The organism is Alcaligenes sp. (assembly GCF_050255915.1).
Classification (GTDB): Bacteria; Pseudomonadota; Gammaproteobacteria; order Burkholderiales; family Burkholderiaceae_B; genus Alcaligenes; species Alcaligenes aquatilis.
In genome coordinates this window covers 157,682-178,260 of sequence record NZ_JBFWIQ010000004.1, presented here as the reverse complement: position 1 = coordinate 178,260, position 20,579 = coordinate 157,682, and the positions used below count along the sequence as shown (strand labels likewise).

At 55.8% G+C, this 20,579-nt stretch carries 23 protein-coding genes; 5 read left to right on the top strand and 18 right to left on the bottom strand.

What is annotated here, in order from left to right:
- Positions 1–31 precede the first annotated feature (31 nt).
- From paaI to orn, 9 genes are all read right to left on the bottom strand, one after another.
- Entirely contained in the window at positions 32–493 is a 462-nt protein-coding gene (gene paaI, locus AB7E06_RS06765; protein ID WP_094197100.1) for a hydroxyphenylacetyl-CoA thioesterase PaaI, read from the bottom strand.
- Complete coding sequence (gene paaG / locus AB7E06_RS06760) at positions 493–1,284, bottom strand: 2-(1,2-epoxy-1,2-dihydrophenyl)acetyl-CoA isomerase PaaG (RefSeq protein WP_230017820.1); 792 nt, start codon at positions 1,282–1,284, stop codon at positions 493–495. Before paaG ends, paaI begins: the two co-directional genes overlap by 1 nt.
- A gap of 14 nt (positions 1,285–1,298) precedes the next feature.
- Positions 1,299–2,963, bottom strand: coding sequence for a phenylacetic acid degradation protein PaaN (gene paaN, locus AB7E06_RS06755; RefSeq protein ID WP_094197102.1), 1,665 nt, complete (start codon positions 2,961–2,963; stop codon positions 1,299–1,301).
- Between the two features lie 82 nt (positions 2,964–3,045).
- Positions 3,046–4,128 (bottom strand): 1,2-phenylacetyl-CoA epoxidase subunit PaaE, encoded by a 1,083-nt coding sequence (gene paaE, locus AB7E06_RS06750; RefSeq protein ID WP_230017817.1) that lies wholly within the window; start codon positions 4,126–4,128, stop codon positions 3,046–3,048.
- A 4-nt stretch (positions 4,129–4,132) separates the two neighbouring features.
- The gene (paaD, locus tag AB7E06_RS06745; RefSeq protein WP_094198381.1) at positions 4,133–4,633 is read right to left on the bottom strand and encodes a 1,2-phenylacetyl-CoA epoxidase subunit PaaD; all 501 of its coding nucleotides are present in this window, start codon (positions 4,631–4,633) and stop codon (positions 4,133–4,135) included.
- Positions 4,634–4,638: 5 nt separating this feature from the next.
- The gene (paaC, locus tag AB7E06_RS06740) at positions 4,639–5,403 is read right to left on the bottom strand and encodes a 1,2-phenylacetyl-CoA epoxidase subunit PaaC (RefSeq protein ID WP_125276671.1); all 765 of its coding nucleotides are present in this window, start codon (positions 5,401–5,403) and stop codon (positions 4,639–4,641) included.
- A gap of 8 nt (positions 5,404–5,411) precedes the next feature.
- Positions 5,412–5,696, bottom strand: coding sequence for a 1,2-phenylacetyl-CoA epoxidase subunit PaaB (gene paaB / locus AB7E06_RS06735; protein ID WP_094197105.1), 285 nt, complete (start codon positions 5,694–5,696; stop codon positions 5,412–5,414).
- Between the two features lie 94 nt (positions 5,697–5,790).
- Complete coding sequence (paaA, locus tag AB7E06_RS06730; protein ID WP_094197106.1) at positions 5,791–6,783, bottom strand: 1,2-phenylacetyl-CoA epoxidase subunit PaaA; 993 nt, start codon at positions 6,781–6,783, stop codon at positions 5,791–5,793.
- 288 nt (positions 6,784–7,071) lie between these two features.
- Complete coding sequence (gene orn, locus AB7E06_RS06725) at positions 7,072–7,617, bottom strand: oligoribonuclease (RefSeq protein ID WP_094197107.1); 546 nt, start codon at positions 7,615–7,617, stop codon at positions 7,072–7,074.
- Between the two features lie 43 nt (positions 7,618–7,660).
- Between orn and AB7E06_RS06720 the strand changes: the two genes are divergently transcribed.
- Together AB7E06_RS06720 and rsgA are read left to right on the top strand one after the other, a co-directional pair.
- The gene (locus AB7E06_RS06720) at positions 7,661–8,908 is read left to right on the top strand and encodes a M48 family metallopeptidase (protein WP_321266947.1); all 1,248 of its coding nucleotides are present in this window, start codon (positions 7,661–7,663) and stop codon (positions 8,906–8,908) included.
- The gene (gene rsgA, locus AB7E06_RS06715; RefSeq protein ID WP_321266945.1) at positions 8,905–9,804 is read left to right on the top strand and encodes a ribosome small subunit-dependent GTPase A; all 900 of its coding nucleotides are present in this window, start codon (positions 8,905–8,907) and stop codon (positions 9,802–9,804) included. The genes AB7E06_RS06720 and rsgA overlap by 4 nt, the downstream gene beginning before the upstream one ends.
- Before the next feature lie 87 nt (positions 9,805–9,891).
- Here rsgA and AB7E06_RS06710 read toward each other — a convergent pair whose 3' ends face one another.
- Both AB7E06_RS06710 and rplS read right to left on the bottom strand, forming a co-directional pair.
- Positions 9,892–10,563: an NUDIX hydrolase gene (locus tag AB7E06_RS06710; RefSeq protein ID WP_094198382.1), complete on the bottom strand. Its 672-nt coding sequence runs from the start codon at positions 10,561–10,563 to the stop codon at positions 9,892–9,894.
- Positions 10,564–10,715: 152 nt separating this feature from the next.
- The gene (gene rplS, locus AB7E06_RS06705; protein ID WP_094197110.1) at positions 10,716–11,090 is read right to left on the bottom strand and encodes a 50S ribosomal protein L19; all 375 of its coding nucleotides are present in this window, start codon (positions 11,088–11,090) and stop codon (positions 10,716–10,718) included.
- Positions 11,091–11,361: 271 nt separating this feature from the next.
- On the opposite strand from rplS, the gene AB7E06_RS06700 reads away from it, so the two are divergent.
- Both AB7E06_RS06700 and AB7E06_RS06695 read left to right on the top strand, forming a co-directional pair.
- Positions 11,362–11,637 (top strand): biotin--protein ligase, encoded by a 276-nt coding sequence (locus AB7E06_RS06700; protein WP_162496894.1) that lies wholly within the window; start codon positions 11,362–11,364, stop codon positions 11,635–11,637.
- Complete coding sequence (locus tag AB7E06_RS06695; RefSeq protein ID WP_162496895.1) at positions 11,634–12,404, top strand: lipoate--protein ligase family protein; 771 nt, start codon at positions 11,634–11,636, stop codon at positions 12,402–12,404. The genes AB7E06_RS06700 and AB7E06_RS06695 overlap by 4 nt, the downstream gene beginning before the upstream one ends.
- Positions 12,405–12,437: 33 nt before the next feature.
- On the opposite strand, the gene AB7E06_RS06690 is transcribed toward AB7E06_RS06695, so the two are convergent.
- The 6 genes from AB7E06_RS06690 to AB7E06_RS06665 all read right to left on the bottom strand — a co-directional run bounded on the left by AB7E06_RS06690 (position 12,438) and on the right by AB7E06_RS06665 (position 18,374).
- Positions 12,438–12,632: a hypothetical protein gene (locus AB7E06_RS06690; protein WP_094197111.1), complete on the bottom strand. Its 195-nt coding sequence runs from the start codon at positions 12,630–12,632 to the stop codon at positions 12,438–12,440.
- Between the two features lie 300 nt (positions 12,633–12,932).
- Positions 12,933–13,574, bottom strand: coding sequence for a peroxiredoxin (locus tag AB7E06_RS06685; protein WP_094197112.1), 642 nt, complete (start codon positions 13,572–13,574; stop codon positions 12,933–12,935).
- A 185-nt stretch (positions 13,575–13,759) separates the two neighbouring features.
- Positions 13,760–15,577 (bottom strand): acyl-CoA dehydrogenase, encoded by a 1,818-nt coding sequence (locus tag AB7E06_RS06680; protein WP_427955833.1) that lies wholly within the window; start codon positions 15,575–15,577, stop codon positions 13,760–13,762.
- A gap of 108 nt (positions 15,578–15,685) precedes the next feature.
- Positions 15,686–16,615, bottom strand: a complete 930-nt coding sequence (locus tag AB7E06_RS06675) for an electron transfer flavoprotein subunit alpha/FixB family protein (protein WP_086060209.1) — start codon at positions 16,613–16,615, stop codon at positions 15,686–15,688.
- Entirely contained in the window at positions 16,616–17,365 is a 750-nt protein-coding gene (locus AB7E06_RS06670) for an electron transfer flavoprotein subunit beta/FixA family protein (protein ID WP_094197115.1), read from the bottom strand. It lies immediately after the preceding gene.
- 85 nt (positions 17,366–17,450) lie between these two features.
- Positions 17,451–18,374 carry a histone deacetylase family protein gene (locus AB7E06_RS06665; RefSeq protein WP_162496896.1) on the bottom strand — a complete coding sequence of 308 codons (924 nt, stop codon included), beginning with the start codon at positions 18,372–18,374 and terminating at the stop codon, positions 17,451–17,453.
- Between the two features lie 11 nt (positions 18,375–18,385).
- On the opposite strand from AB7E06_RS06665, the gene mltB reads away from it, so the two are divergent.
- On the top strand, positions 18,386–19,579 hold the full coding sequence (gene mltB / locus AB7E06_RS06660; RefSeq protein WP_094197116.1) for a lytic murein transglycosylase B: 1,194 nt from the start codon (positions 18,386–18,388) through the stop codon (positions 19,577–19,579).
- Here mltB and cysM read toward each other — a convergent pair.
- Positions 19,576–20,481 carry a cysteine synthase CysM gene (gene cysM, locus AB7E06_RS06655; protein WP_094197117.1) on the bottom strand — a complete coding sequence of 302 codons (906 nt, stop codon included), beginning with the start codon at positions 20,479–20,481 and terminating at the stop codon, positions 19,576–19,578. The genes mltB and cysM overlap by 4 nt on opposite strands.
- Positions 20,482–20,579: the final 98 nt, after the last annotated feature.

Sequence of the window (20,579 nt, the reverse complement as noted above, 5' to 3'; positions counted from 1 at the left end):
CCGGGGTCCACAGGGTATGTATCGTCAAAAATTATTTTTTTTCAATCCCGCCCAATACCGTGCCATTTAGCCGGTACGAGCGCCCACGGAACAAGGCAATGCGCTTGTCGTTCTGGTTGACCACCTCGATGTCGTAGACACCGGTGCGGCCTGCCAGGGACGCCTCGACAGCGCGAGCCGTCAGGACATCCCCTTCAAAAGCAGGTGCCAAGTAATCGATAGTGCAACCGGACGCAACCGTCGGTGCATTGCGAGAATTGCAGGCAAACGCAAAGGTGCTGTCAGCCAAGGCAAAGATGAAACCACCGTGACAGGTCTTGTGGCCGTTGAGCATGTCGGCGCGCACCGTCATGCTCATATTGGCTGCACCCGGTGCCACGCTGTCCAGGCTCAGGCCCAGGCCCTGAGAGGCCTGGTCATTGCCATACATATGCTCGCTGACCTGTTGGGCCAGCGTTTGTGGGTCTTCAACAGCAAGTGCGTTGCTTTGCATTACTTTCCTTTGAATTGGGGGGCACGTTTGCCCAGGAATGCATTAACACCCTCGCGATAATCCTCGGATGCACCCAGTTCACGCATCAAGTCGCGCTCCAGATCCAGCTGTTGATCAAGCGAATGGGCATCACTGGCATAAATTGCTTTCTTGGCATAGGCCAGACCTTTGGTCGGCGCCTGCGCAAAATGAGCTGCCAGCTCATTCAGGCGAGCCTGAAACGCGTCGTCATCCACACATTCCCAGATCAAGCCCCACTGAGCTGCCTGCTCGGCCGAGAGCTTATCGCCCAGCAAAGACAGACCCATGGCACGCGCTGTACCCACCAGACGCGGCAAGAAGAAGGTACCGCCGGTATCGGGCAAGAGGCCCAGACGGCAGAAAGGCTGGATGAAGCTCGCCGAGCGGGTGGCGATCACGATGTCACCGGCCAAGGCCAGGTTGGCTCCGGCACCGGCTGCCACACCATTGACGCCGACCACCACAGGGGCCGCCAGCGCGCGCAGACGACGCACCAGCGGTGCATAGAATTTTTCAATGGTGGCACCCAAATCCACGGGAGCATCACCGGCGCTCATCTGACGCTCGGACAAATCCTGACCCGCGCAAAAGCCACGGCCATTACCCGTCAGAATCAGTACACGCAAATCGGTGCACTGTTCGACTTTATCCAGGGCCTGAGCCAGCTCACCGTGCATATCGGCCGTAAAGCTGTTGAGCTTGTCGGGACGATTCAAGGTAATGCGTGCTACGCCATTTTCCAGCTTAAATTGAATACTTTGGTCAGTCACCTGGCCACCCTCCTTTAGAAATGCCAGCGAGTCTGAACGACACGGAAACGATTAGCAACATAGGCCGAATCCGACAGGGATGCGTTAGCGGCCGGGTTGGCGCCCGTGCCGTGGAAGTCGCTGTAAGCGGCGGTCTGGTTGATGAACACAGCGCCGGTCAGGTTCAGGGACAGAGACACGCCGGAACGCTCGGCCATGCGCTGGATCTTGGCGGTCACCGCATCATCGGTGCTGTAAGCCGACAAGGTCAGAGCACCGTGCTCAATCACGTTGCGACCGGCCACTTCAATGCTTTGCTCGGTCGAATCGGTTTGCACCACAAACACGATGGGGCCAAACCACTCTTGCTGGATCTCGGGCTGGTCCACACGGGCCTGCAAGACCAGCGGTGTACGTACGCGGGCACCGGGAAATGCGGGGTGTTCCAGCGTCTGGCTGTCAGCCAGGATAGGCATGCCCAGTTGGCGAGCCTGATCAATACGCTGTGCGCAGGCTTCGTTTTGCACGGCGCCGGTAATTTCAACGGCACGGGCCGGATCGGACACCAGCTTTTGCACGGCTTGTGCCAAGCCTTGAGCGACTTCATCAAAGCTCATCACGCCATCGGCAGTACGGATACCGTCGCGAGGCACATAGATGTTTTGAGGAGCGGTACACATCTGGCCGGAATACAGCGCAAAGGAGAAAGCCAGATTGCGGGCAACAGCCTTGAAATCATCAACCGAATCAATAATGACCTGGTTCACACCGGCTTTTTCGGTGTAGACCAAAGCGTGGCGAGCATTTTCTTCCAGCCAGTTACCGTTCTGGCTGCTGCCGGTAAAGTCGATCAGCTTGACGGCCTTGTTCATGGCCAGTTGCTGGGCGGTGTCTTCTTGAGGCTCGTGAGCGGCCAGCAAGACCACATTAGGATTGAAACCGGCTTCGGCCAGCACGTCGCGGGCGACGGCAACGGTAATGGCCAAAGGCAGGATTGCGCCAGGATGCGGCTTCACAATCACGGTGTTGCCGGTAGCCAGGGAAGCAAACAGGCCTGGATAACCGTTCCAGGTCGGGAAGGTGGAGCAACCAATCACCAGACCTACGCCACGGGGCACCACCTTGAACTGCTTCTTCATCTGGATGGGATCGTGCTTGCCCTGGGGCTTGATCCAGTCAACCAGACCAGGGATACGGGACATTTCCTGCCAGGCATAGGCCACAGCTTCCAGCGCACGCTCCTGAGCGTGAGGGCCACCGGCCTGGAAGGCCATCATGAAGCCCTGGCCCGTGGTGTGCTGCACAGCGTGAGCAATCTCGAAGCTGCGCTGGTTCAAGCGATGCAGGATTTCCAGGCAGATACCAACCCAGGCTTGCGGGCCAGCGTCACGCCAGCTGTCCAGCGCCAGTTGCGACTGGGCCAACAATTGATCCACGGGAACTTTGGGGTAACGAATGCCCAGATCAAAACCAAAAGGCGATTGCTCATTGCCCACTTCTCCTTGGGCGCCTTCCAGCGTCAAAGGAAAGGCTTTGCCGCGGTAGGCTTCAAAAGCAGCCTGACCATCCTGAGCCGCAGTTTCGCCGTAGGCGCGCGGGCTGGGATTTTCAGGATAAGCGCTCCAGAAGTTGCGCTCCAGAATGCTGCTCAACGCGTGATCCAGCGTCGCCTGATGCGTTTTGAAAAAATCTGCTGCCATACAATGTGCTCCTGAAACTAGTAGGACGCCAAGCTGGGAAGCTGGCGTCCAAATTCTTGGAAAACCGCTTGTCGCTGCGGTCTTAGGTTTCCTGATCGAAGTCAATGACCACCCGGTCGGTCACCGGAAAGCTTTGACAACTGAGCACGAAACCGCGGGCTACTTCGTAATCTTCCAGTGCAAAGTTGGCGTCCATGTCCACTTCGCCCTCTACCACTTTGCAACGGCAGGTAGAACAAACCCCACCCTTACAGGAATAAGGCAACTCCAGCCCTTGCTCCAGTGCCGCATCCAAAATACTGCTGTTGCTCTTGCTGATGGTCAGGTTGCGAGTAATGCCATCCTGAATCACGGTCAGTTCACACTCTTCCTTGCCCGGAGCCTTGCGCGACTCCTCGCCCGTACGCAAGGCACGCGGGCCTTTAGGGGCACCGAACAGCTCGAACTTGATCTGGGATTTTTCCAGGCCATTTTCCTGCAAGGCGGCAACCACCTGCTCGCTCATGTCCTGGGGACCGCAGACAAAGGCCACATCCACACTGGCGGGATCGAACCATTGCTGCATTAGCTGACGTACTTTTTCGCCGTCCAGACGACCGTTGAACAAGTCAATATCCTGCGTTTCCCGGCTCATGATATACACGATGGAGAAACGTTCCATATAGGTGTTTTTCAGGTCTTCGATCTCTTCGCGGAACATGATGGCCGAGGAAGCGCGGTTACCAAAAAACAGCGTGAAGGTCGATTTTGGCTCGGTATCCAGCGCGGTTTTCACCAGCGACAGAATCGGGGTAATACCACTACCGACCGCAAAGGCGGCGTAACGATGGGCCTGGCTGGGATCAAAGTCCACGGTAAAGTTGCCATCAGGTGGCATGACTTCCAGGGTGGCACCCGCTTGCAGATGGCTGTTGGCCCACGTGGAGAACGCCCCATCATTGACACGCTTGATCGCCACGCGCAGCAAACGGTCGTGCGGTGCCGCACAGATCGAATAGGAGCGGCGCAGTTCCTGGCCGTCCAGATGGGTGCGCAAGGTCAGGTACTGACCGGGGCGGAACTGAAACACATCCTGCAAATCGTCGGGCACGGTAAAAGCCACCACCACGGCATCGCGGGTGCTGCGGGAGACCGAGGCCACAGGAAGGGAATAAAACTGACTCATAGGACTAATGCGCCTTAAAGTAATCGAATGGTTCACCGCAGCTGATGCAGCGATACAGCGCCTTACAGGGTGTAGAGCCAAACTGGCTGATTACCCGTGTATGCGTGGAGCCGCATTGAGGACAGGCCACCACGGGCGCCTCGGGCTGACGCAGCAAACCAGAAATATCAACTGCACTTTGGGCCGGAGGAGCGATACCGTAGTCGCGCAAGGCCACTTTGCCCTGCTCGCTCATCCAATCGGTCGTCCAGGCCGGTGATAACTTCGTCTCTACCCGAACCTGCTCGATACCGGCCTGTTGCAAGGCCTGTTCAATCGAGTGGCTCATCTCGTACATCGCCGGACAACCGGAGTAAGTCGGTGTGATGGTGACCACACACACGCCCTGCTCCCAATTCACGTCACGCACAATGCCCAGGTCCAGCAAGGAGATCACGGGGATCTCCGGATCTGGAACCGTGGCCAATACTTGCATGACCTGCTCGGTGCTCCAGGTCTGTGTCATGACGATCACCAAGTGGCGTCGGGGTACATACGTGGCAGATGCTGCATTTCCGCCAGCAGATACCCTAACGCTTCCGTGTGACGGCCTTGTGGACCACCGCGATAAGCCTTGTGCTGAGCATCCTGCTCGGCCGGGCAACGCAAGGTGGCACGCTCGAGCGCATTTTGGATGTATTCCAGGCAAGGCTGCCACAGACTGGCCATCAAAGGCACGGCTTGGCGCTGAGCCAGTTCCTCGGTGATCTCGTCATCCAGAAACAACTCACCCAGGTAGAACCAGGCATCATCAATGGCTTGCTGCATGCGTTTGTGGCTCTCTGGCGTACCGTCGCCCAGGCGCACAATCAGGTCGGTCGAGCGCCGCAGGTGATACAGCACTTCCTTATGCGCCTTCTGGGCAATTTCACGAATCTGCTCGTCGCTGGATTCGATCAACTGCTCCAGCAGGAAGCAATGCCAGGCATCAAACAGAAACTGACGTGCCAGCGTGTCGCCATAGTGACCATTCTCGCGCTCGACCAGCAGGTAGTTGGTGTACTCGTGAACATCACGGTGATAGGCCAGACGATCTTCGTCACGGCCCTGGCCTTCGGTTTCGCCAGCCAGAGTCAGCCACATGCGAGCCTGACCCAACAGGTCCAGTGCGGTATTGGCACAGGCCAACTCTTCTTCCAGAGCCGGGCCGTGGCCAGTCCACTCACCCAGACGCTGTGCCAGCACCAAGGTGGAATCGCCCATGCGCAGGGCGTAAGAAAACAGGGCTTTGTCCATGCCGGTTCCTACATATTGATGCCGTCAGGCATTGGGAAAAAAGTAGGGTGGCGGTAGACCTTGCTGTTGGAAGGCTCGAACAGCGGGCCTTTGTCGCCAGGGCTGGAGGCCGCGATATCGGCGGCACGCACGACCCAGATGCTCACGCCTTCATTACGGCGGGTGTACACATCGCGGGCATTGTTAATCGCCATTTCGGCGTCCGGAGCGTGCAGGCTGCCCACATGTTTGTGGGCCAGGCCGTGCTGGCTGCGAATGAAAACTTCCCACAGGGGCCAATCGTTCTTGCTCATAACTGAAAATTCCTTGCTGTGCAGCGGTGCTGTCAAAGCGCCTGCTGCGAATCGGATCGAATCAGAAACCGTACCGGCTTCTTAGCCTTGATGATCAGGCTACCTTGCGGACGCCTTCCTGCTTTTGGGCATGGGCATCCAGTGCATCACGGAACCAGGCGCCATTTTCGTGGGCCTGGACTCGGGCTTGGAGTCGCTCACGATTACAGGGACCATTGCCCTTGATCACTGCCCAGAATTCTTCCCAGTCAATCTCGCCAAAGTCGTAGTGACCGCGCTCTTCGTTCCAGCGCAGATCAGGGTCGGGAATGGTCAGGCCCAGGTACTCGGCCTGAGGTACGGTCTGATCCACCATCTTCTGACGAAGTTCGTCGTTGGAGAACAGCTTGATTTTCCACTGCATGGACTGAGCGCTGTTGGTGGAGTCCGCATCGGAAGGACCGAACATCATCAAGGCAGGCCACCACCAGCGGTTGATGGAATCCTGAACCATCGCCTTTTGCTCGGGCGTGCCATGCAAGCACATCTGGAGCAGCAAGTCGTAACCCTGGCGCTGGTGGAAGGATTCTTCCTTGCACACACGTACCATGGCACGGGCGTAAGGACCATAGGAGCAACGGCACAGCGGAATCTGGTTAATGATGGCCGAGCCGTCAACCAGCCAGCCGATCATGCCGATATCGGCCCAGTTCAGTGTGGGGTAATTAAAAATGCTGGAATACTTGGCTTTGCCCGACAGCAAGTCATCGACCAGCTTGTCACGGCCTACGCCCAGTGTTTCGGCAGCGCTGTACAGGTACAGACCGTGACCGGCCTCATCCTGCACCTTGGCCATCAAGATGGCTTTGCGTTTGAGCGAAGGGGCGCGGGTAATCCAGTTGCCTTCAGGCAGCATCCCGACGACCTCGGAGTGCGCGTGCTGAGAGATCTGGCGCACCAAGGTTTTGCGATAGGCTTCGGGCATCCAGTCCCTGGCTTCGATGCGGACACCCTCATCGATGCGCTCTTGGAACCGACGTTCTTCGTCGGACATCTGCTCGACATCCTGGACCTGCTTGACGCCTGTCTCTACAAGTTGTGCATACATGACCATCCCCGGTAAGAGTGCTGAAAGCGCCCAAACAAATTTTGTTTCGACGCAAACCATATACACTTCATTATTTAATACGAAAAATGTGATGTCAATCGCAAAACCGTATCATATGAGCCCAGAACAGATACTTTAAGGGTAAATACTTAGACGTAAAAAAACCGAGGAGCGACAAATCGCTATCCTCGGTTTTAATCCAGCCAAAGCGCCCCCACCTAGAACAGGCTGCCCGATTACCTATCTGGCTCGGACCCGCGCAACATCGACCTTGCCTGTTCTTGCTGCTTACAGACGGATGAAGTGCTCGCGGTAGTGTTTCAGCTCGTCAATGGACTCATAAATATCGGCCAAGGCCTCGTGACGGCTTTGCTTGACGAAACTTTTAACCACTTCAGGCTTCCAACGCAAGGCCAGCTCTTTGAGCGTACTGACATCCAGATTACGGTAGTGAAAGAAGGCTTCCAGGCGGGGCATGTAGCGGTACATGAAACGGCGGTCCTGACTGATGGTATTGCCGCACAAAGGCGATTTGCCAGCCGGTACGTGCTCTTTCAGGAAGTCCAGCAACTGGTCCTCGGCCTGCGCCTCGGTCAGGGTAGAAGCTTTGACCTTGTCGATCAGGCCACTGCGGCCATGCGTACCCTTGTTCCAGGCGTCCATGCCATCGAGCAATGCATTGCTTTGATGAACCACCAGAACCGGGCCTTCGGCCACCAGAGTCAAGTCTGCTTCTGTTACCACGACCGCAACTTCAATGATGCGCTCTTTGTCCGGATCCAGTCCTGTCATCTCCATATCGAGCCAGACCAGACGCTGTGTATGAACCGCCATATAATCATTCCTCAAAACGCCCATTTTACATATAGCCACCTACATGCTGACCTTGTTGTTCATTATCTTTCTGCTTGCAGACGTTTTGCTGCGCTTTTATCTAGGCCTGCGGCAGATCCGGCACGTTTATCGTCATCAAAACGAGGTGCCTGCCGAGTTTTCCGAACGCATTGGCCTGCATAGCCATCAACGTGCAGCGCGCTACACCATCGCACGCACCCGACTGGGCTTGAGCGAGCGTCTGGTCGAAGCCCTGGTGCTGCTAGGCTTTACGCTGCTGGGAGGCTTGCAATGGCTGGATGTCACGCTGGGCAACTGGATCAGCCATGAGCTGCTGCGTCAGCTCGCCCTGATTGGCGCGGTATTAGCGATTATGGGTGTCGTGGGCCTACCTTTTGCCTGGTATCGCAAATTTGTACTGGAAGCACGCTTTGGTTTTAACCGCATGAAGCCCGCGCTGTTCTTTGCCGATATCGCCAAAACGCTGCTTATCATCCTGATTCTGGGTACCCCCTTGTGTGCCGCCCTGCTCAGTCTGATGGATTGGGCTGGCCCATCCTGGCCCTGGTACGGCTGGGGACTGTGGCTGGTTTTCAACCTGCTAGTGCTGTGGCTGTACCCGCGTGTTATCGCCCCCATTTTCAATACGTTCAAACCGCTGGAAGATACCAGCCTGCGTGAGCGCATCAATGCCCTGGCGCAGCGTTGCGGCTTTCAGACCAATGGCTTGTACGTAATGGATGGCTCGCGCCGCTCCGCCCATGGCAATGCGTACTTCACCGGCCTGGGTCGCCAAAAGCGCATCGTATTTTTTGATACCTTGCTAAACAAGCTGCAACCCCAAGAAGTGGAAGCCGTGCTGGCGCATGAGCTGGGTCACTTCAAACATCGCCATATACAACGTCGCCTGCTGATCAGCGTGCTCACATCCCTGATCTTTTTCCTGCTGGCTGGCTGGGCCTGGGGCAAGGTGGGTTTTTATACCGGGCTGGGCGTCATTCCCCAACTGGGCCGCCCCAACGATGCCCTGGCTCTGATCCTGTTCTTCATGGTGGTGCCGACCTTCACCTTCTGGATGGGCCCCTTGAGCGCCCTGCTCTCTCGCCGGGATGAGTATCAGGCCGACAGCTTTGCCGCCCAGCACAGCCAGGCCCAAGACTTGATCAGCGCCCTGCTCAAGCTCTATAACGACAATGCCGCAACCCTGACACCCGACCCTGTGCACTCTGCCTTTTACGATAGCCACCCCAACGCGATTGATCGCATCCGACACCTGAAAAGCCTGGCATGACATCCAAATACATTAGCGGTCTTGTGACTGCCGCCCACGGTCGCCACTACTTTGTCGAGCTGCCTGATGGCGAAACCATCAAGTGCTTTCCACGCGGAAAAAAAGCCGGAATTGCGGTTGGCGATCAGGTCAATGTACTGATGCAGGCCAAAGGAGAAGGCTCTATTGAAGCGGTGCAGGAGCGACGCAATCTGCTGTATCGCTCTGACGATTTCCGCACGAAACAGTTTGCGGCCAATATCGATCAGCTTCTCATTGTGGTCGCGCCCGAACCTGCTTATTCCGAAGACCTGCTGGGGCGCGCCCTGGTCGCGGCCTGGAGTGTAGATATTGAGCCGGTGATTATTCTGAACAAGGCTGATCTGAGCACTCACCTGGAACGTGCGCGCGCCAAGCTGGCCCCCATCGCCGCTTTGGGCGTGCCTATTCTGGAAATGGTCGCACTGGAACCGGAACAGACACGGGAAGCCCTGGCACCCTGGCTGGCGAACAAACGCACCTTGCTGCTGGGACAAAGCGGCATGGGCAAATCCACCTTGCTCAATGCCCTGGTCCCGGATGCAGGCGCACTAACCCAGGAATACTCGCAAGCTTTAGGCGCAGGCCGCCATACCACCACCAGTACCCGCCTGTATCACCTGCCCAATAGTGGCGACCTGATCGACAGCCCCGGTTTCCAGGCCTTTGGCCTGTCGCACATGACACAGGAAGATATTGCGCACGGTTTCCCCGACTTTCGCAAAGCCGTGGAGTCCTGCCGCTTTTATAACTGCACCCACAGGCATGAGCCGGGCTGTGGCGTACTGGCCGCTATCGAAGCAGGCAGCATCCACCCTGAGCGGCACGCGCTATACCAACGACTACTGGCCGAGCACGAAAACAAGCCACGTTATTAAGGGAATGAGGGGCGAAACACAATGCCCCTTTTTTTTGAAGGCAGGATCCGCTGATCCGCTGCCAGAGTGCCCGCTTGACGGGCCTGATTACAGGCCGTTGGACCGAGTATCCCCGCCAGCGGACAACTGCACCCAGGCAGCCGACAAATGGTGGTAGAGATTGCGGATCAAGACCGCTGTGGCACCCCAGATAAAATATGAGCCCCAAGGAATCGAAAAGTAATAGCGTCCCGCCCCATCCGGCAAATCCGCGTGGTGCAACTGATGGCGCTGCGGGTCTAACAAGACCGACAAGGGCACTTCAAAAACCTCGGCCACTTCGGAACTATCGGGCAAGACCTGAAAGCCCTCTTGCAACTCGCCAATAATGGGGCGCATTGCAAACTGGGTACTGGTGACAAAAATAGGATGCTGACCCAGGTAACGCACAAAGCGCGGCTCAATGCCGATCTCTTCCTGGGTTTCACGCAGGGCCGCTTCTACAGGCCCCAGATCCGACGCCTCGATACGCCCACCAGGAAAACTGATCTGCCCAGCATGGTTATGCAAATGCATGGCCCGACGTGTAAAAATGACGGTGGGCCCCTCCGGGCGCTGCATCACGCCAATACACACGGCGGAGCGCACATTCATGGAACCGGGCAAAAACTCTGGATAAAAGGAGCCGCGAAACAACGGCTCGACCTGCCACTGGATGGGCTGGGCAAAGGCACTACGCAGAAAATCCAGTTGCTGGGCCTGAGCAGGCAATTCAGGCAAAGCGTCTAATGCAACCAGGGGCTGGCTGCGAGGGTCGAACCCAGGAACGATAACGGGCCTGATACGAGGCTTATCCATAAGAACGGGTAGTGATCCCACATAAAGACAAAGGCACCCGCCTGGGTGCCTTTGCATCGCTGTTCGCTAGGGGATTAGTTACCCGAACGACGAACGAGTTTTTCTTTGATGCGAGCGGCTTTACCCGAGCGTTCGCGCAGATAGTACAGTTTAGCACGACGCACAGCGCCACGGCGCTTGACTTCGATGCTGGCGATCTGCGGGGAGTACAGTTGGAATGTACGCTCAACGGCTTCGCCAGAAGAAATCTTGCGAACGGTGAAAGCAGAATTCAGACCACGGTTGCGACGGCCAATAACCACGCCTTCGTAAGCCTGCACGCGCTTGCGTGTACCTTCAACCACGTTTACGTTCACAACAACAGTGTCACCAGGACCGAACTCGGGAGGCAGCTTGCCACCGGTCAGGCGCTGGATTTCTTCTTGCTCAAGAATAGCGATCAAATCCACGATTGACTCCAAAACCATCGTATCAGCCGCACACATTATAAAAATCGCGCTGACAGAGGATGAAAAAATGATTAGCCAATAATTCTATCAGTAAAAGGCTTAAATCACCAAGCCTTTTGAGTGATTACGGCTGCGTTTCCAGGCGTTTAACTACGTTAAAATACGACACTTTGGGCATCATGCCCCTGTATTAAACGCAGTAAAAGCGCAGATTTACTCGCTTCGCCTCTCCCTTGGCAAAAAGGGCGGACCTTATTAAAGGACACAGTCTATGCATGCTGAATACAAAGTTCCTGGCGGCAAGCTGGTCGTGATCGATCTGGATGTCAAAGACCATATGATCGAACAAGCACGACTGAGCGGCGATTTCTTTCTGGAACCTCCCGAAGCACTGGGCCTGATCAATCAAGCCCTACAGGGCTTGTCCGTCAATAGCAGCGCCGAAGAAATTGCGGCTCACGTTAGCCGCGCCCTACCTACCAACATCGATATGTTCGGCCTGGACTCGCAGGCGATTGGCGTGGTCGTGCGGAGGGCCTTGGCATGATGAGCTGGAACGAGTTGCCTTGGGAGCTGATCCATATGGAGCCGCAGCCCGCTGCCCTGCATATGGCGCTGGATGAAATTATTACCCAGGAAGTCAGTGAAGGCACCCGCGCCCCTACCCTGCGTATCTGGGAGTGGCAGGAAGCTGCTGTAGTAATTGGACGTTTCCAGTCCCTGCGAAATGAAATTGAAGCCGAGGCCGCCGCCCATCACGGTATTCGTGTGGTGCGTCGCATCAGTGGCGGTGGCGCCATGTTTATCGAACCTGGCAATACCATTACCTATTCGCTTAGCGTACCCAAACAATTTGTAGCCGGCATGACCTTTCAGGAGTCCTACGAGTTTCTGGACTCATGGGTCATTGAAGCCCTGCGCGACATTGGTATTGATGCCTGGTACCAACCGCTGAACGACATTACCAGCGCCGGTGGAAAAATTGGGGGTGCCGCACAAGCACGACGTGGCAATGCCGTCTTGCATCATGTCACCATGGCCTACGACATTGATGCTGACAAGATGTTGGAAGTTCTACGCATCGGCAAAGAAAAGCTCTCGGACAAAGGCACCACCAGTGCCAAGAAACGCGTGGACCCTATCCGCAGCCAAACAGGTATGAGCCGTGAAGCGGTTATAGAAGCCATGCTGGATATATTCCGCAAAAAGACGGCTCTTAAACCCGGCACACTACCCACTTCAACATTGGAACAGGCCGAAAAACTGGCACGCGACCGCTTCCTGTCAAACGACTGGACACAACTGGTGCCCTGATCGCCCCCTCTGGAGCAGCACAAGGACGTGGCTTCAAAACCCGCCCATGCTGCCCAACCATAACAAGCCAGGAATACTGGCACCCCACACAGCAACCAAACACACATCCATGACCTTGGCTTTGAAAGACAAGGGCTTGTTAAATGGACTGGAAGAAGCTGCAGAGCGAACCGGGCCACGGAAACGTGGAGTGGCTTGCGGACGGTAATGACGGCTTGGACTAGACATGGCTAACTCCATTTACTGTTTTCTTATACAGTACTGTACTTAAAACCAGCAATCAGTGCAATCAGTACCTGTCATGATGTTGCGCTTGCCCCACTGAAACACTGCAAACCCAGTCCTGACGCCACTTACAGCCAATTGACCATAAAGCGTACCATCCCTGCCCTAACCGTCTTCGCGACTGAAAAGCCACTTGCATCCAGTGCTTTGCACAGTAGTTCCATACCGTAACGATGCCCACAAAAAAGCCCTCGTGCCATAAGCAGGAGGGCTTTCTGTCTGAGCCTAAAGGCCAAGTAGCAATTACTTGTTAGGCTGAGGCGTCACACGCAGGTAGGGACGAATCTCGGTGTAGCCTTTAGGGAACTTCTGCTTCAGAACTTCAGGATCTTTCAGGCTAGGAACGATAATCACATCGTCGCCGTCTTCCCAGTTCACTGGCGTAGCCACGCTGTGGCTGTCGGTCAGTTGCAGGGAATCGATCACGCGCAGAATTTCGTTGAAGTTGCGGCCCGTGCTGGCAGGGTACGTAATGATCAGACGCACTTTCTTGGCAGGGTCGATGATAAACACCGAACGCACTGTCACGGTGGTGCTGGCGTTGGGGTGGATCATATCGTACAGATCCGACACCTTGCGGTCCGCGTCAGCCAGGATGGGGAAATTAACGGTGGTTTTTTGAGTTTCGTTGATATCGTCAATCCACTTGCCGTGGGAATCAACATCATCAACGGAAACAGCAATTACTTTTACGTCGCGCTTGGCGAACTCGTCCGCCAGCTTGGCGGTATAACCCAGTTCGGTGGTGCACACAGGCGTAAAGTCGGCTGGGTGGGAGAACAAGACGCCCCAGCTATTACCCAGAAACTCGTGAAACTTGATGGTGCCGGCGGAGGATTTTTGTTCAAAATCAGGGGCCAGGTCACCCAGACGAAGTGTAGCCATTGCGTTCCTCTTTTTGAAATGCAGCCGCGATCAGGAGATCGTCAACTTAAATGATCAGGACTAGTCAGATGATTTTGTCAGTATAAAGAGCGCGTTTCAAATAATTTAAAGCTATATCAATATACCGAAAAAAGGCCCGGCAGCCAAACAACTGCACGGGCCTTGATGGCTTGAGCCAGGTCGGCTTACAGCAGTTCGGTCGTCAGGTAAGGCATCAGCTCCGCACCATCAGCCACGGATTGAGCCAAAGCATTAGCACGTGGCAACAAGTGGCTGGCAAAGAACACGCTGGTCGACAGCTTGCGGCGCAGGAATGGATCCTGATCACCTTCGCTCAGTGCTTTTTCTGCTGCCAAGGCGGCACGAGCCATCTGCCAGCCGGTCAACACATAGCCGGACAGCATCAGGAAAGGTACGCTGCCCAGGAACACGGCAGGCAGGTCTTTCTGAGCATTCATCAAGGTGAACATGGCAGCACGTTCCACACTCTTGACACCTGCCTCCAAACGATCAGCGATCAGGGTCAGTGCAGCTTTGTGCTCACCACCTTGAGCTGCACGTTCACGCAGCTTGGCAACAGTCGCGCCCAGCTCCGGAGCCAGGCCCTGGATCACAGCGCCGGCATCACGCAGCACCTTGCGACCGATAAAGTCGTTGGCCTGAATGGCAGTGGTGCCTTCATAGATAGGCAAAATGCGCGAATCGCGGTAGTGCTGGGCCGCACCGGTTTCTTCGATAAAGCCCATACCGCCATGCACCTGCACACCCAGGGAAGTGACTTCCAGAGACATTTCAGTGCTGAAACCCTTGACCACAGGCACCAGGAATTCGTACAGAGCCTGATAACGCTTGCGGGCATTTTCATCTGCACTGTGACGCGCCTTGTCGTTCACACCAGCGGCGAAGTAAGCCAACGCGCGGGAGCCTTCCGTCAGGGCACGCATTTGCACCAGCATGCGCTGCACGTCGGGGTGATGGGCAATCGACACGGCCTTGCCGCCAGTCAGAGGCGCACCCTGCACACGATCGTTGGCGTATTCAAGGGCCTGCTGGAATGCACGTTCGGCCACGGCGATACCCTGCACGCCCACCGCGTAACGAGCCGCGTTCATCATGATGAACATGTACTTCAGGCCTTCGTTTTCCTTGCCGACCAGGTAGCCGACAGCGCCCTCGCCCACATCGCCTTTGCCTGAGCCATACAACAGTACAGCGGTTGGGCTGCCATGAATGCCTAGCTTGTGCTCCAGCGATGCACACCAGACGTCGTTACGAGCGCCCAAAGAGCCATCGTCGTTCACCATGAACTTGGGCACGATAAATAGCGAAATCCCTTTCACGCCGGCAGGTGCGTCGGGCGTGCGGGCCAGCACCAGATGGACGATGTTCTCGGCCATATCGTGCTCACCGTAAGTGATGAAAATCTTTTGACCGCTGATGCGGTAGCTGCCGTCATCCTGAGGAACAGCGCGGCTGGCAACCTGGGCCAGATCCGAACCGGCCTGAGGCTCGGTCAAGTTCATGGTGCCGGTCCAGCGGCCTTCCAGCAATGGAGGCAGGAAACGTTCTTTCTGCTCGTCCGAGCCGACCATGGATACGGCTTCGATCACGCCGTCCGTCAGCAAAGGACACAGGGAAAAAGCCAGGTTGGCGGCATTGATGTTTTCACAAGCCACGGCACCGATCAGCTTGGGCAGGCCTTGGCCACCCAGTTCGGCTTCGTGCTGCAAACCCTGCCAGCCGGCTTTGGCAAATTCTTCAAAGGCTTTTTTAAAGCCAGGTGTGGTGGTGACCACACCGTCATTCCACTTGGCGCCATTCTGATCACCGGCGCGGTTCAAAGGTGCTACTTCCTGCTCAACGAAACGGGCGTTCTCATCAATAATGGCATCGATCAACTCGGCCGAGAAATCCTCAAAGCCAGGCAATTCCAGCACACCAGGTAGATCAGCCAGCTCTTTAAGTGCAAAGCGGATGTCTTGGGTGGGTACACGATACGTCATGAACACTCCTACACAGAAACAAAAAGGACCGAAGCCACAACCAGGCCCCTGGGGTATACGCACTGAAAAAAAGCCTGCTGGAAAAGTATCCAGCAGGCCGTTTGGCGCTTAGAGCGCTTTTTCTAACTCAGGCACAGCCTCAAACAGGTCCGCGACCAAACCGTAGTCAGCCACGCCAAAAATAGGCGCTTCGGGATCTTTATTGATGGCCACAATGACCTTGGAGTCCTTCATGCCAGCCAAGTGCTGGATGGCACCAGAGATACCCACAGCCACGTACAACTGAGGAGCGACGATCTTACCGGTCTGCCCCACCTGCCAGTCGTTCGGTGCATAGCCGGCGTCCACTGCAGCGCGCGAGGCACCCAGGGCAGCACCCAGCTTGTCAGCCAGACCGTCCAGCAATTTGAAGTTTTCGGCGCTGCCCATACCACGGCCACCGGACACGACCACACCGGCACCTGCCAGTTCAGGACGGTCGCTCTTGGCTACTTCACGGCTGACGAACGTCGAACGGCCCGAATCTGCCACAGCGCTCAGCTCCTCAACAGCGGCACTACCACCTTCAGCGGCCACAGCGTCAAACGCGGTGGTACGCACGGTGATCACTTTCACGGCATCGCTGGACTGAACGGTGGCCACAGCGTTACCGGCATAAATCGGACGGGTGAAGGTGTCTGCCGACTCGACGGACAAGATGTCCGACAATTGGGCGACATCCAGCTTAGCGGCCACGCGAGGAGCAATGTTCTTGCCCGAAGCGGTGGCAGGGAACAGGATGTGGCTGTAGTTCGAAGCAATGGCCAGCACTTGGGCTGCCACGTTCTCGGCCAGACCCTCAGCCAATGCAGGCCCATCGGCCAGCAGCACTTTGCTGACACCCTGGGCTTTGGCAGCCGCCTGGGCCACGCCAGCGGCCTGATTACCCGCGACCAGAACATGCACATCACCGCCGATCTTCTGAGCGGCAGCCAGGGCATTGAGTGTTGCAGCCTTCAGCTGCTGATTGTCGTGCTCGGCAATAACAAGGATAGCCATTTAAATCACCTTCGCTTCGTTCTTCAGTTTCTCGACCAGTGTGGCAACATCGGGCACCATGATGCCAGCAGCACGAGCTGGGGGCTCGGTCACTTTCAAGGTTTTGATACGAGGAGCCACATCAATGCCCAGTTCTTCAGGAGTCAGGGTTTCCAACGGCTTTTTCTTGGCCTTCATGATGTTGGGCAGTGTCACGTAACGAGGCTCGTTCAAGCGCAGGTCAGTAGTGATCACGGCAGGCAGGCTCAGTTTCAGTGTTTCCAGGCCACCGTCCACTTCACGAGTGACCGATACGCTATCGCCCGACACTTCAACTTTGCTGGCAAACGTGGCTTGTGGCCAGTCCAGCAAGGCAGCCAGCATCTGGCCGGTCTGGTTGGCGTCGTCGTCGATCGCCTGTTTACCCAGGATCACCAACTGAGGCTGTTCTTTGTCCACCACGGCCTTGATCAGCTTGGCCACGGCCAAAGGCTGCAACTCGACGTCGGTTTGTACCAAAGTGGCCCGATCAGCCCCAATGGCCAGCGCCGTGCGCAAGGTTTCCTGGCTTTGCGCCACACCGCAAGAAACAGCAATCACTTCAGTGGCTGCACCGCTTTCTTTGAGGCGGGTGGCCTCTTCGACAGCGATTTCGTCAAAGGGGTTCATGGACATTTTCACATTGGCAATGTCCACCCCGGTTTGGTCAGATTTCACGCGTACCTTGACGTTATAGTCAACTACGCGTTTCACGGGTACTAACACCTTCATGTAATGTTCTCCAGTGCAGTCTTAAATAAAAATTGTTCTGTTGAAATAAGGCTTTGGAAGAATTCCAAAGCCCGGAGCCAATCGCCTAAAGCCCGGCGAAGGCCTTGATATGGGCCACCACGCTACGTCCCAGGGACGAGGGATCGTACCCCCCTTCCAGCATACTGACCAGACGATGTCCGGCACTGGGCGCACAGGCCTGGACCACCATGGCAGTCAATTCCGCATAATCGGCTTCAACCAGGCTTAGCTGTCCCATCTCGTCTTCACGGTGAGCATCAAAGCCTGCCGAGAAAAAGACCATTTCAGGGGCAAAAGCCTCTATGCGGGGCAAACAAACCTGCTTGAACAGATCGATAATCTGAGCAGACTTGGTGTAGGCCTCAACCGGTATATTTACCATGTTTTGCGCTGCCGGGTCCTGAAAGGAATCAGGAAAAAACGGGGACTGAAAAAAACTGCACATCAGAACTCGATCGTCGCCGGCAAAAATCTGTTCGGTTCCATTGCCGTGGTGCACATCAAAATCGACGATCAGCACCCGCTTGAGGCCATATTTTTCCAAGGCATAGGCCACAGCGACAGCGATATTGTTGAAAAAACAAAACCCCATCGCCCGCGCCCGCTCGGCATGATGCCCAGGAGGTCGTACAGCACAAAATGCACCGGCCGCCCCTTCATTCATGACGCCATCGACGGCATCCAGACCCGCCCCGGCAGCGGCATAGGCAGCTTCCAGGGTATGGGGATTCATCAGGGTGTCAGGATCGATATTGAAATACCCCTGCTTGGGCAATTGCTCTTTTAGCTTTTGCACATAAGCAGCATCATGCACCCGCAAAATATCCTCATCCGTGGCCAGCCGAGCTTGTCGCTGAGCCAGATAGGATGCCAGACCGCTGGATAGCAGTTGATCATTTATGGCATCGAGCCGCTGCGGACTTTCCGGATGCCATCGACCCATCTCATGCAAATGGCACGATGGATGGATAAAATATAGTGTCTCCATGAGGATGGATTATGTTCAGACCCACTCGAATTTTGCAAGCAGTACTGATCGCGCTGAGCACTGCCGGCTGCGCTTCCACCACTTCACAAGCTCCGTCTTCGGACACCAAACCCAATAACGGCGCGGTTTTCCTGACCCCAACAAAAAATACTGAGGCCATCACAATCAAGGCCTTAGCCGAACCCCAATCCATTCAGGCTGGCCAGTCCCGTTCTGGCCGGACACAGTTTTTTAAATTAAACGGTGAATTAAACGATGATATTGCGGCCTACGCCCAGGAAGTGGCAACAGCACGCGACATCCCATTGGATCTGGTCACTGATATTTTGCAGCAAGCCCAATATAACGAGACCGCTGCCAGATTAATGCGTCCCACCAAAGGGCGCATCAAACGCAGCTGGGTAACGTATAAAAAACGCAATGTAGACCCAGCCCGCATTCAAGGTGGCGTCCAATTCTGGCAAAAGCATCGATTGGCGCTGGAGCAGACCTCCAAAGACTATGGCGTGCCACCCTCAATTATTGTGGCCATCCTGGGCGTGGAAACCGTCTACGGAAAAATCATGGGTGATTTCAAGGTGCTGGACGCCCTATTTACGCTGGGCTTTGCCTATCCGGACGACAGTCGGCCCGAGCGCGGTCAACTATTCCGCGATCAATTGGCTGATCTGATCGAACTTCACTATCAAGGGGAGCTGGATGCCCGGATTGCTCAAGGTTCGTTCGCCGGTGCCATGGGTATGTCCCAATTCATGCCCGGCAGCCTGATACGCTATGCCGTGGACGGTAACGGAGATGGCCGCATTGATCTGCGCAACAATCCCGCCGATGCCATGGCTTCGATTGCCAATTTTTTGCGGGCACATGGCTGGGAACCTGGCTTACCCGTTTTTGCGCCGGTTGAGTTGAGTAACGCGAACAAAGGCATGGTGGACGGCGGCATCTACCCCAAGCTGAGCTGGACGCAATTGACTAATGCCGGTGCCAAAATGAAGGGCCAGAGCCACAATGCAGGCCCTTGGCAGCAGGCCCAATTAGGTGTGGTGAACCTGGTGGATGAGCCACGCAATACCACGGAGTATCGTCTGGGTACGCCCAACTTCTTTGCCATTACCCATTACAACCGCAGTTATTTTTATGCCAGCTCGGTCGCCGACCTGGCTTCCGAACTGGCTAAGCAAATGGGTTATGGCAACCCTAATTAATTAAAGATGCCAGTAGACAGGTAACGGTCGCCACGGTCGCACACAATAAAAACGATCGTGGCGTTTTCTACGCGCTGAGCAACGCGCATAGCGGCCACCAAGGCACCGCCAGACGAAATGCCAGCGCAGATTCCTTCTTCAGCGGCCAGACGGCGCGTCATGATCTCGGCCTCTTGCTGGCCGATTTCCTCGAACAGATCCACTTTGGATGGATCGTAAATCTTGGGTAAGTACTCTTCTGGCCATTTACGAATGCCGGCAATTTGCGCCCCTGGTGCAGGTTGAGCACCCACCACCACAATGCCACTGTTCTGGCTGCGCAAGTAATTACCCACACCCATGATGGTGCCGGTCGTACCCATAGCGCTGACAAAGTGCGTGACCTGCCCGTCGGTTTGCTTCCAGATTTCCGGACCAGTGCTGTGCACGTGAGCTGCTGGATTGTCCTTGTTGGCAAACTGGTCCAGCACCTTGCCCTGCCCTTCGGCCTGCATCTTCAGCGCCAGATCACGAGCGTACTCCATGCCTCCTTGATCGGCGGGCGTCAGAATCAACTTCGCACCATACGCTGTCATGGACGCACGACGCTCCAGCGACAAGTTATCGGGCATGATCAAAATCATTTTGTAGCCACGTACGGCCGCAATCATGGCCAGCGCAATACCCGTATTGCCGCTGGTAGCCTCGATCAAGGTGTCTCCCGGCTTGATGTCGCCGCGACGTTCAGCCTCTTGAATCATGGAACTGGCCGCCCGGTCTTTGACCGAACCGGCAGGGTTATTGCCTTCCAGCTTGGCCAACAAGACATTACCGCGTGCCTGCCCAAACTCGCCCGGAATACGCTGCAAGCGCACCAAAGGGGTTTGGCCAACGGTATCTTCAATGGTGGGATAGTTTTTCATCGATCAATCTCTTACCTTGAACAAGAAGGCAGCCAGCTCGCACTGACTGCCCATGCAGACTCAACAAACCACTAGCTTAAAGCGAGTCTACGCCCAGA

Bases quoted from the DNA above. Each gene is read 5' to 3' on its own strand.
- paaB (WP_094197105.1), bottom strand. From the start codon at position 5,696: ATGAGCAAGAACGATTGGCCCCTGTGGGAAGTTTTCATTCGCAGCCAG.
- paaE (WP_230017817.1), bottom strand. From the start codon at position 4,128: ATGAGTCAGTTTTATTCCCTTCCTGTGGCCTCGGTCTCCCGCAGCACC.
- AB7E06_RS06675 (WP_086060209.1), bottom strand. From the start codon at position 16,615: ATGGCTATCCTTGTTATTGCCGAGCACGACAATCAGCAGCTGAAGGCT.
- paaN (WP_094197102.1), bottom strand. From the start codon at position 2,963: ATGGCAGCAGATTTTTTCAAAACGCATCAGGCGACGCTGGATCACGCG.
- rsgA (WP_321266945.1), top strand. From the start codon at position 8,905: ATGACATCCAAATACATTAGCGGTCTTGTGACTGCCGCCCACGGTCGC.
- mltB (WP_094197116.1), top strand. From the start codon at position 18,386: ATGTTCAGACCCACTCGAATTTTGCAAGCAGTACTGATCGCGCTGAGC.
- orn (WP_094197107.1), bottom strand. From the start codon at position 7,617: ATGGCGGTTCATACACAGCGTCTGGTCTGGCTCGATATGGAGATGACA.
- paaC (WP_125276671.1), bottom strand. From the start codon at position 5,403: ATGGACAAAGCCCTGTTTTCTTACGCCCTGCGCATGGGCGATTCCACC.
- AB7E06_RS06720 (WP_321266947.1), top strand. From the start codon at position 7,661: ATGCTGACCTTGTTGTTCATTATCTTTCTGCTTGCAGACGTTTTGCTG.
- AB7E06_RS06665 (WP_162496896.1), bottom strand. From the start codon at position 18,374: ATGGAGACACTATATTTTATCCATCCATCGTGCCATTTGCATGAGATG.
- paaA (WP_094197106.1), bottom strand. From the start codon at position 6,783: ATGTATGCACAACTTGTAGAGACAGGCGTCAAGCAGGTCCAGGATGTC.
- AB7E06_RS06700 (WP_162496894.1), top strand. From the start codon at position 11,362: ATGCATGCTGAATACAAAGTTCCTGGCGGCAAGCTGGTCGTGATCGAT.
- paaI (WP_094197100.1), bottom strand. From the start codon at position 493: ATGCAAAGCAACGCACTTGCTGTTGAAGACCCACAAACGCTGGCCCAA.
- AB7E06_RS06680 (WP_427955833.1), bottom strand. From the start codon at position 15,577: ATGACGTATCGTGTACCCACCCAAGACATCCGCTTTGCACTTAAAGAG.
- cysM (WP_094197117.1), bottom strand. From the start codon at position 20,481: ATGAAAAACTATCCCACCATTGAAGATACCGTTGGCCAAACCCCTTTG.
- AB7E06_RS06670 (WP_094197115.1), bottom strand. From the start codon at position 17,365: ATGAAGGTGTTAGTACCCGTGAAACGCGTAGTTGACTATAACGTCAAG.
- paaD (WP_094198381.1), bottom strand. From the start codon at position 4,633: ATGACACAGACCTGGAGCACCGAGCAGGTCATGCAAGTATTGGCCACG.
- AB7E06_RS06690 (WP_094197111.1), bottom strand. From the start codon at position 12,632: ATGTCTAGTCCAAGCCGTCATTACCGTCCGCAAGCCACTCCACGTTTC.
- AB7E06_RS06685 (WP_094197112.1), bottom strand. From the start codon at position 13,574: ATGGCTACACTTCGTCTGGGTGACCTGGCCCCTGATTTTGAACAAAAA.
- AB7E06_RS06695 (WP_162496895.1), top strand. From the start codon at position 11,634: ATGATGAGCTGGAACGAGTTGCCTTGGGAGCTGATCCATATGGAGCCG.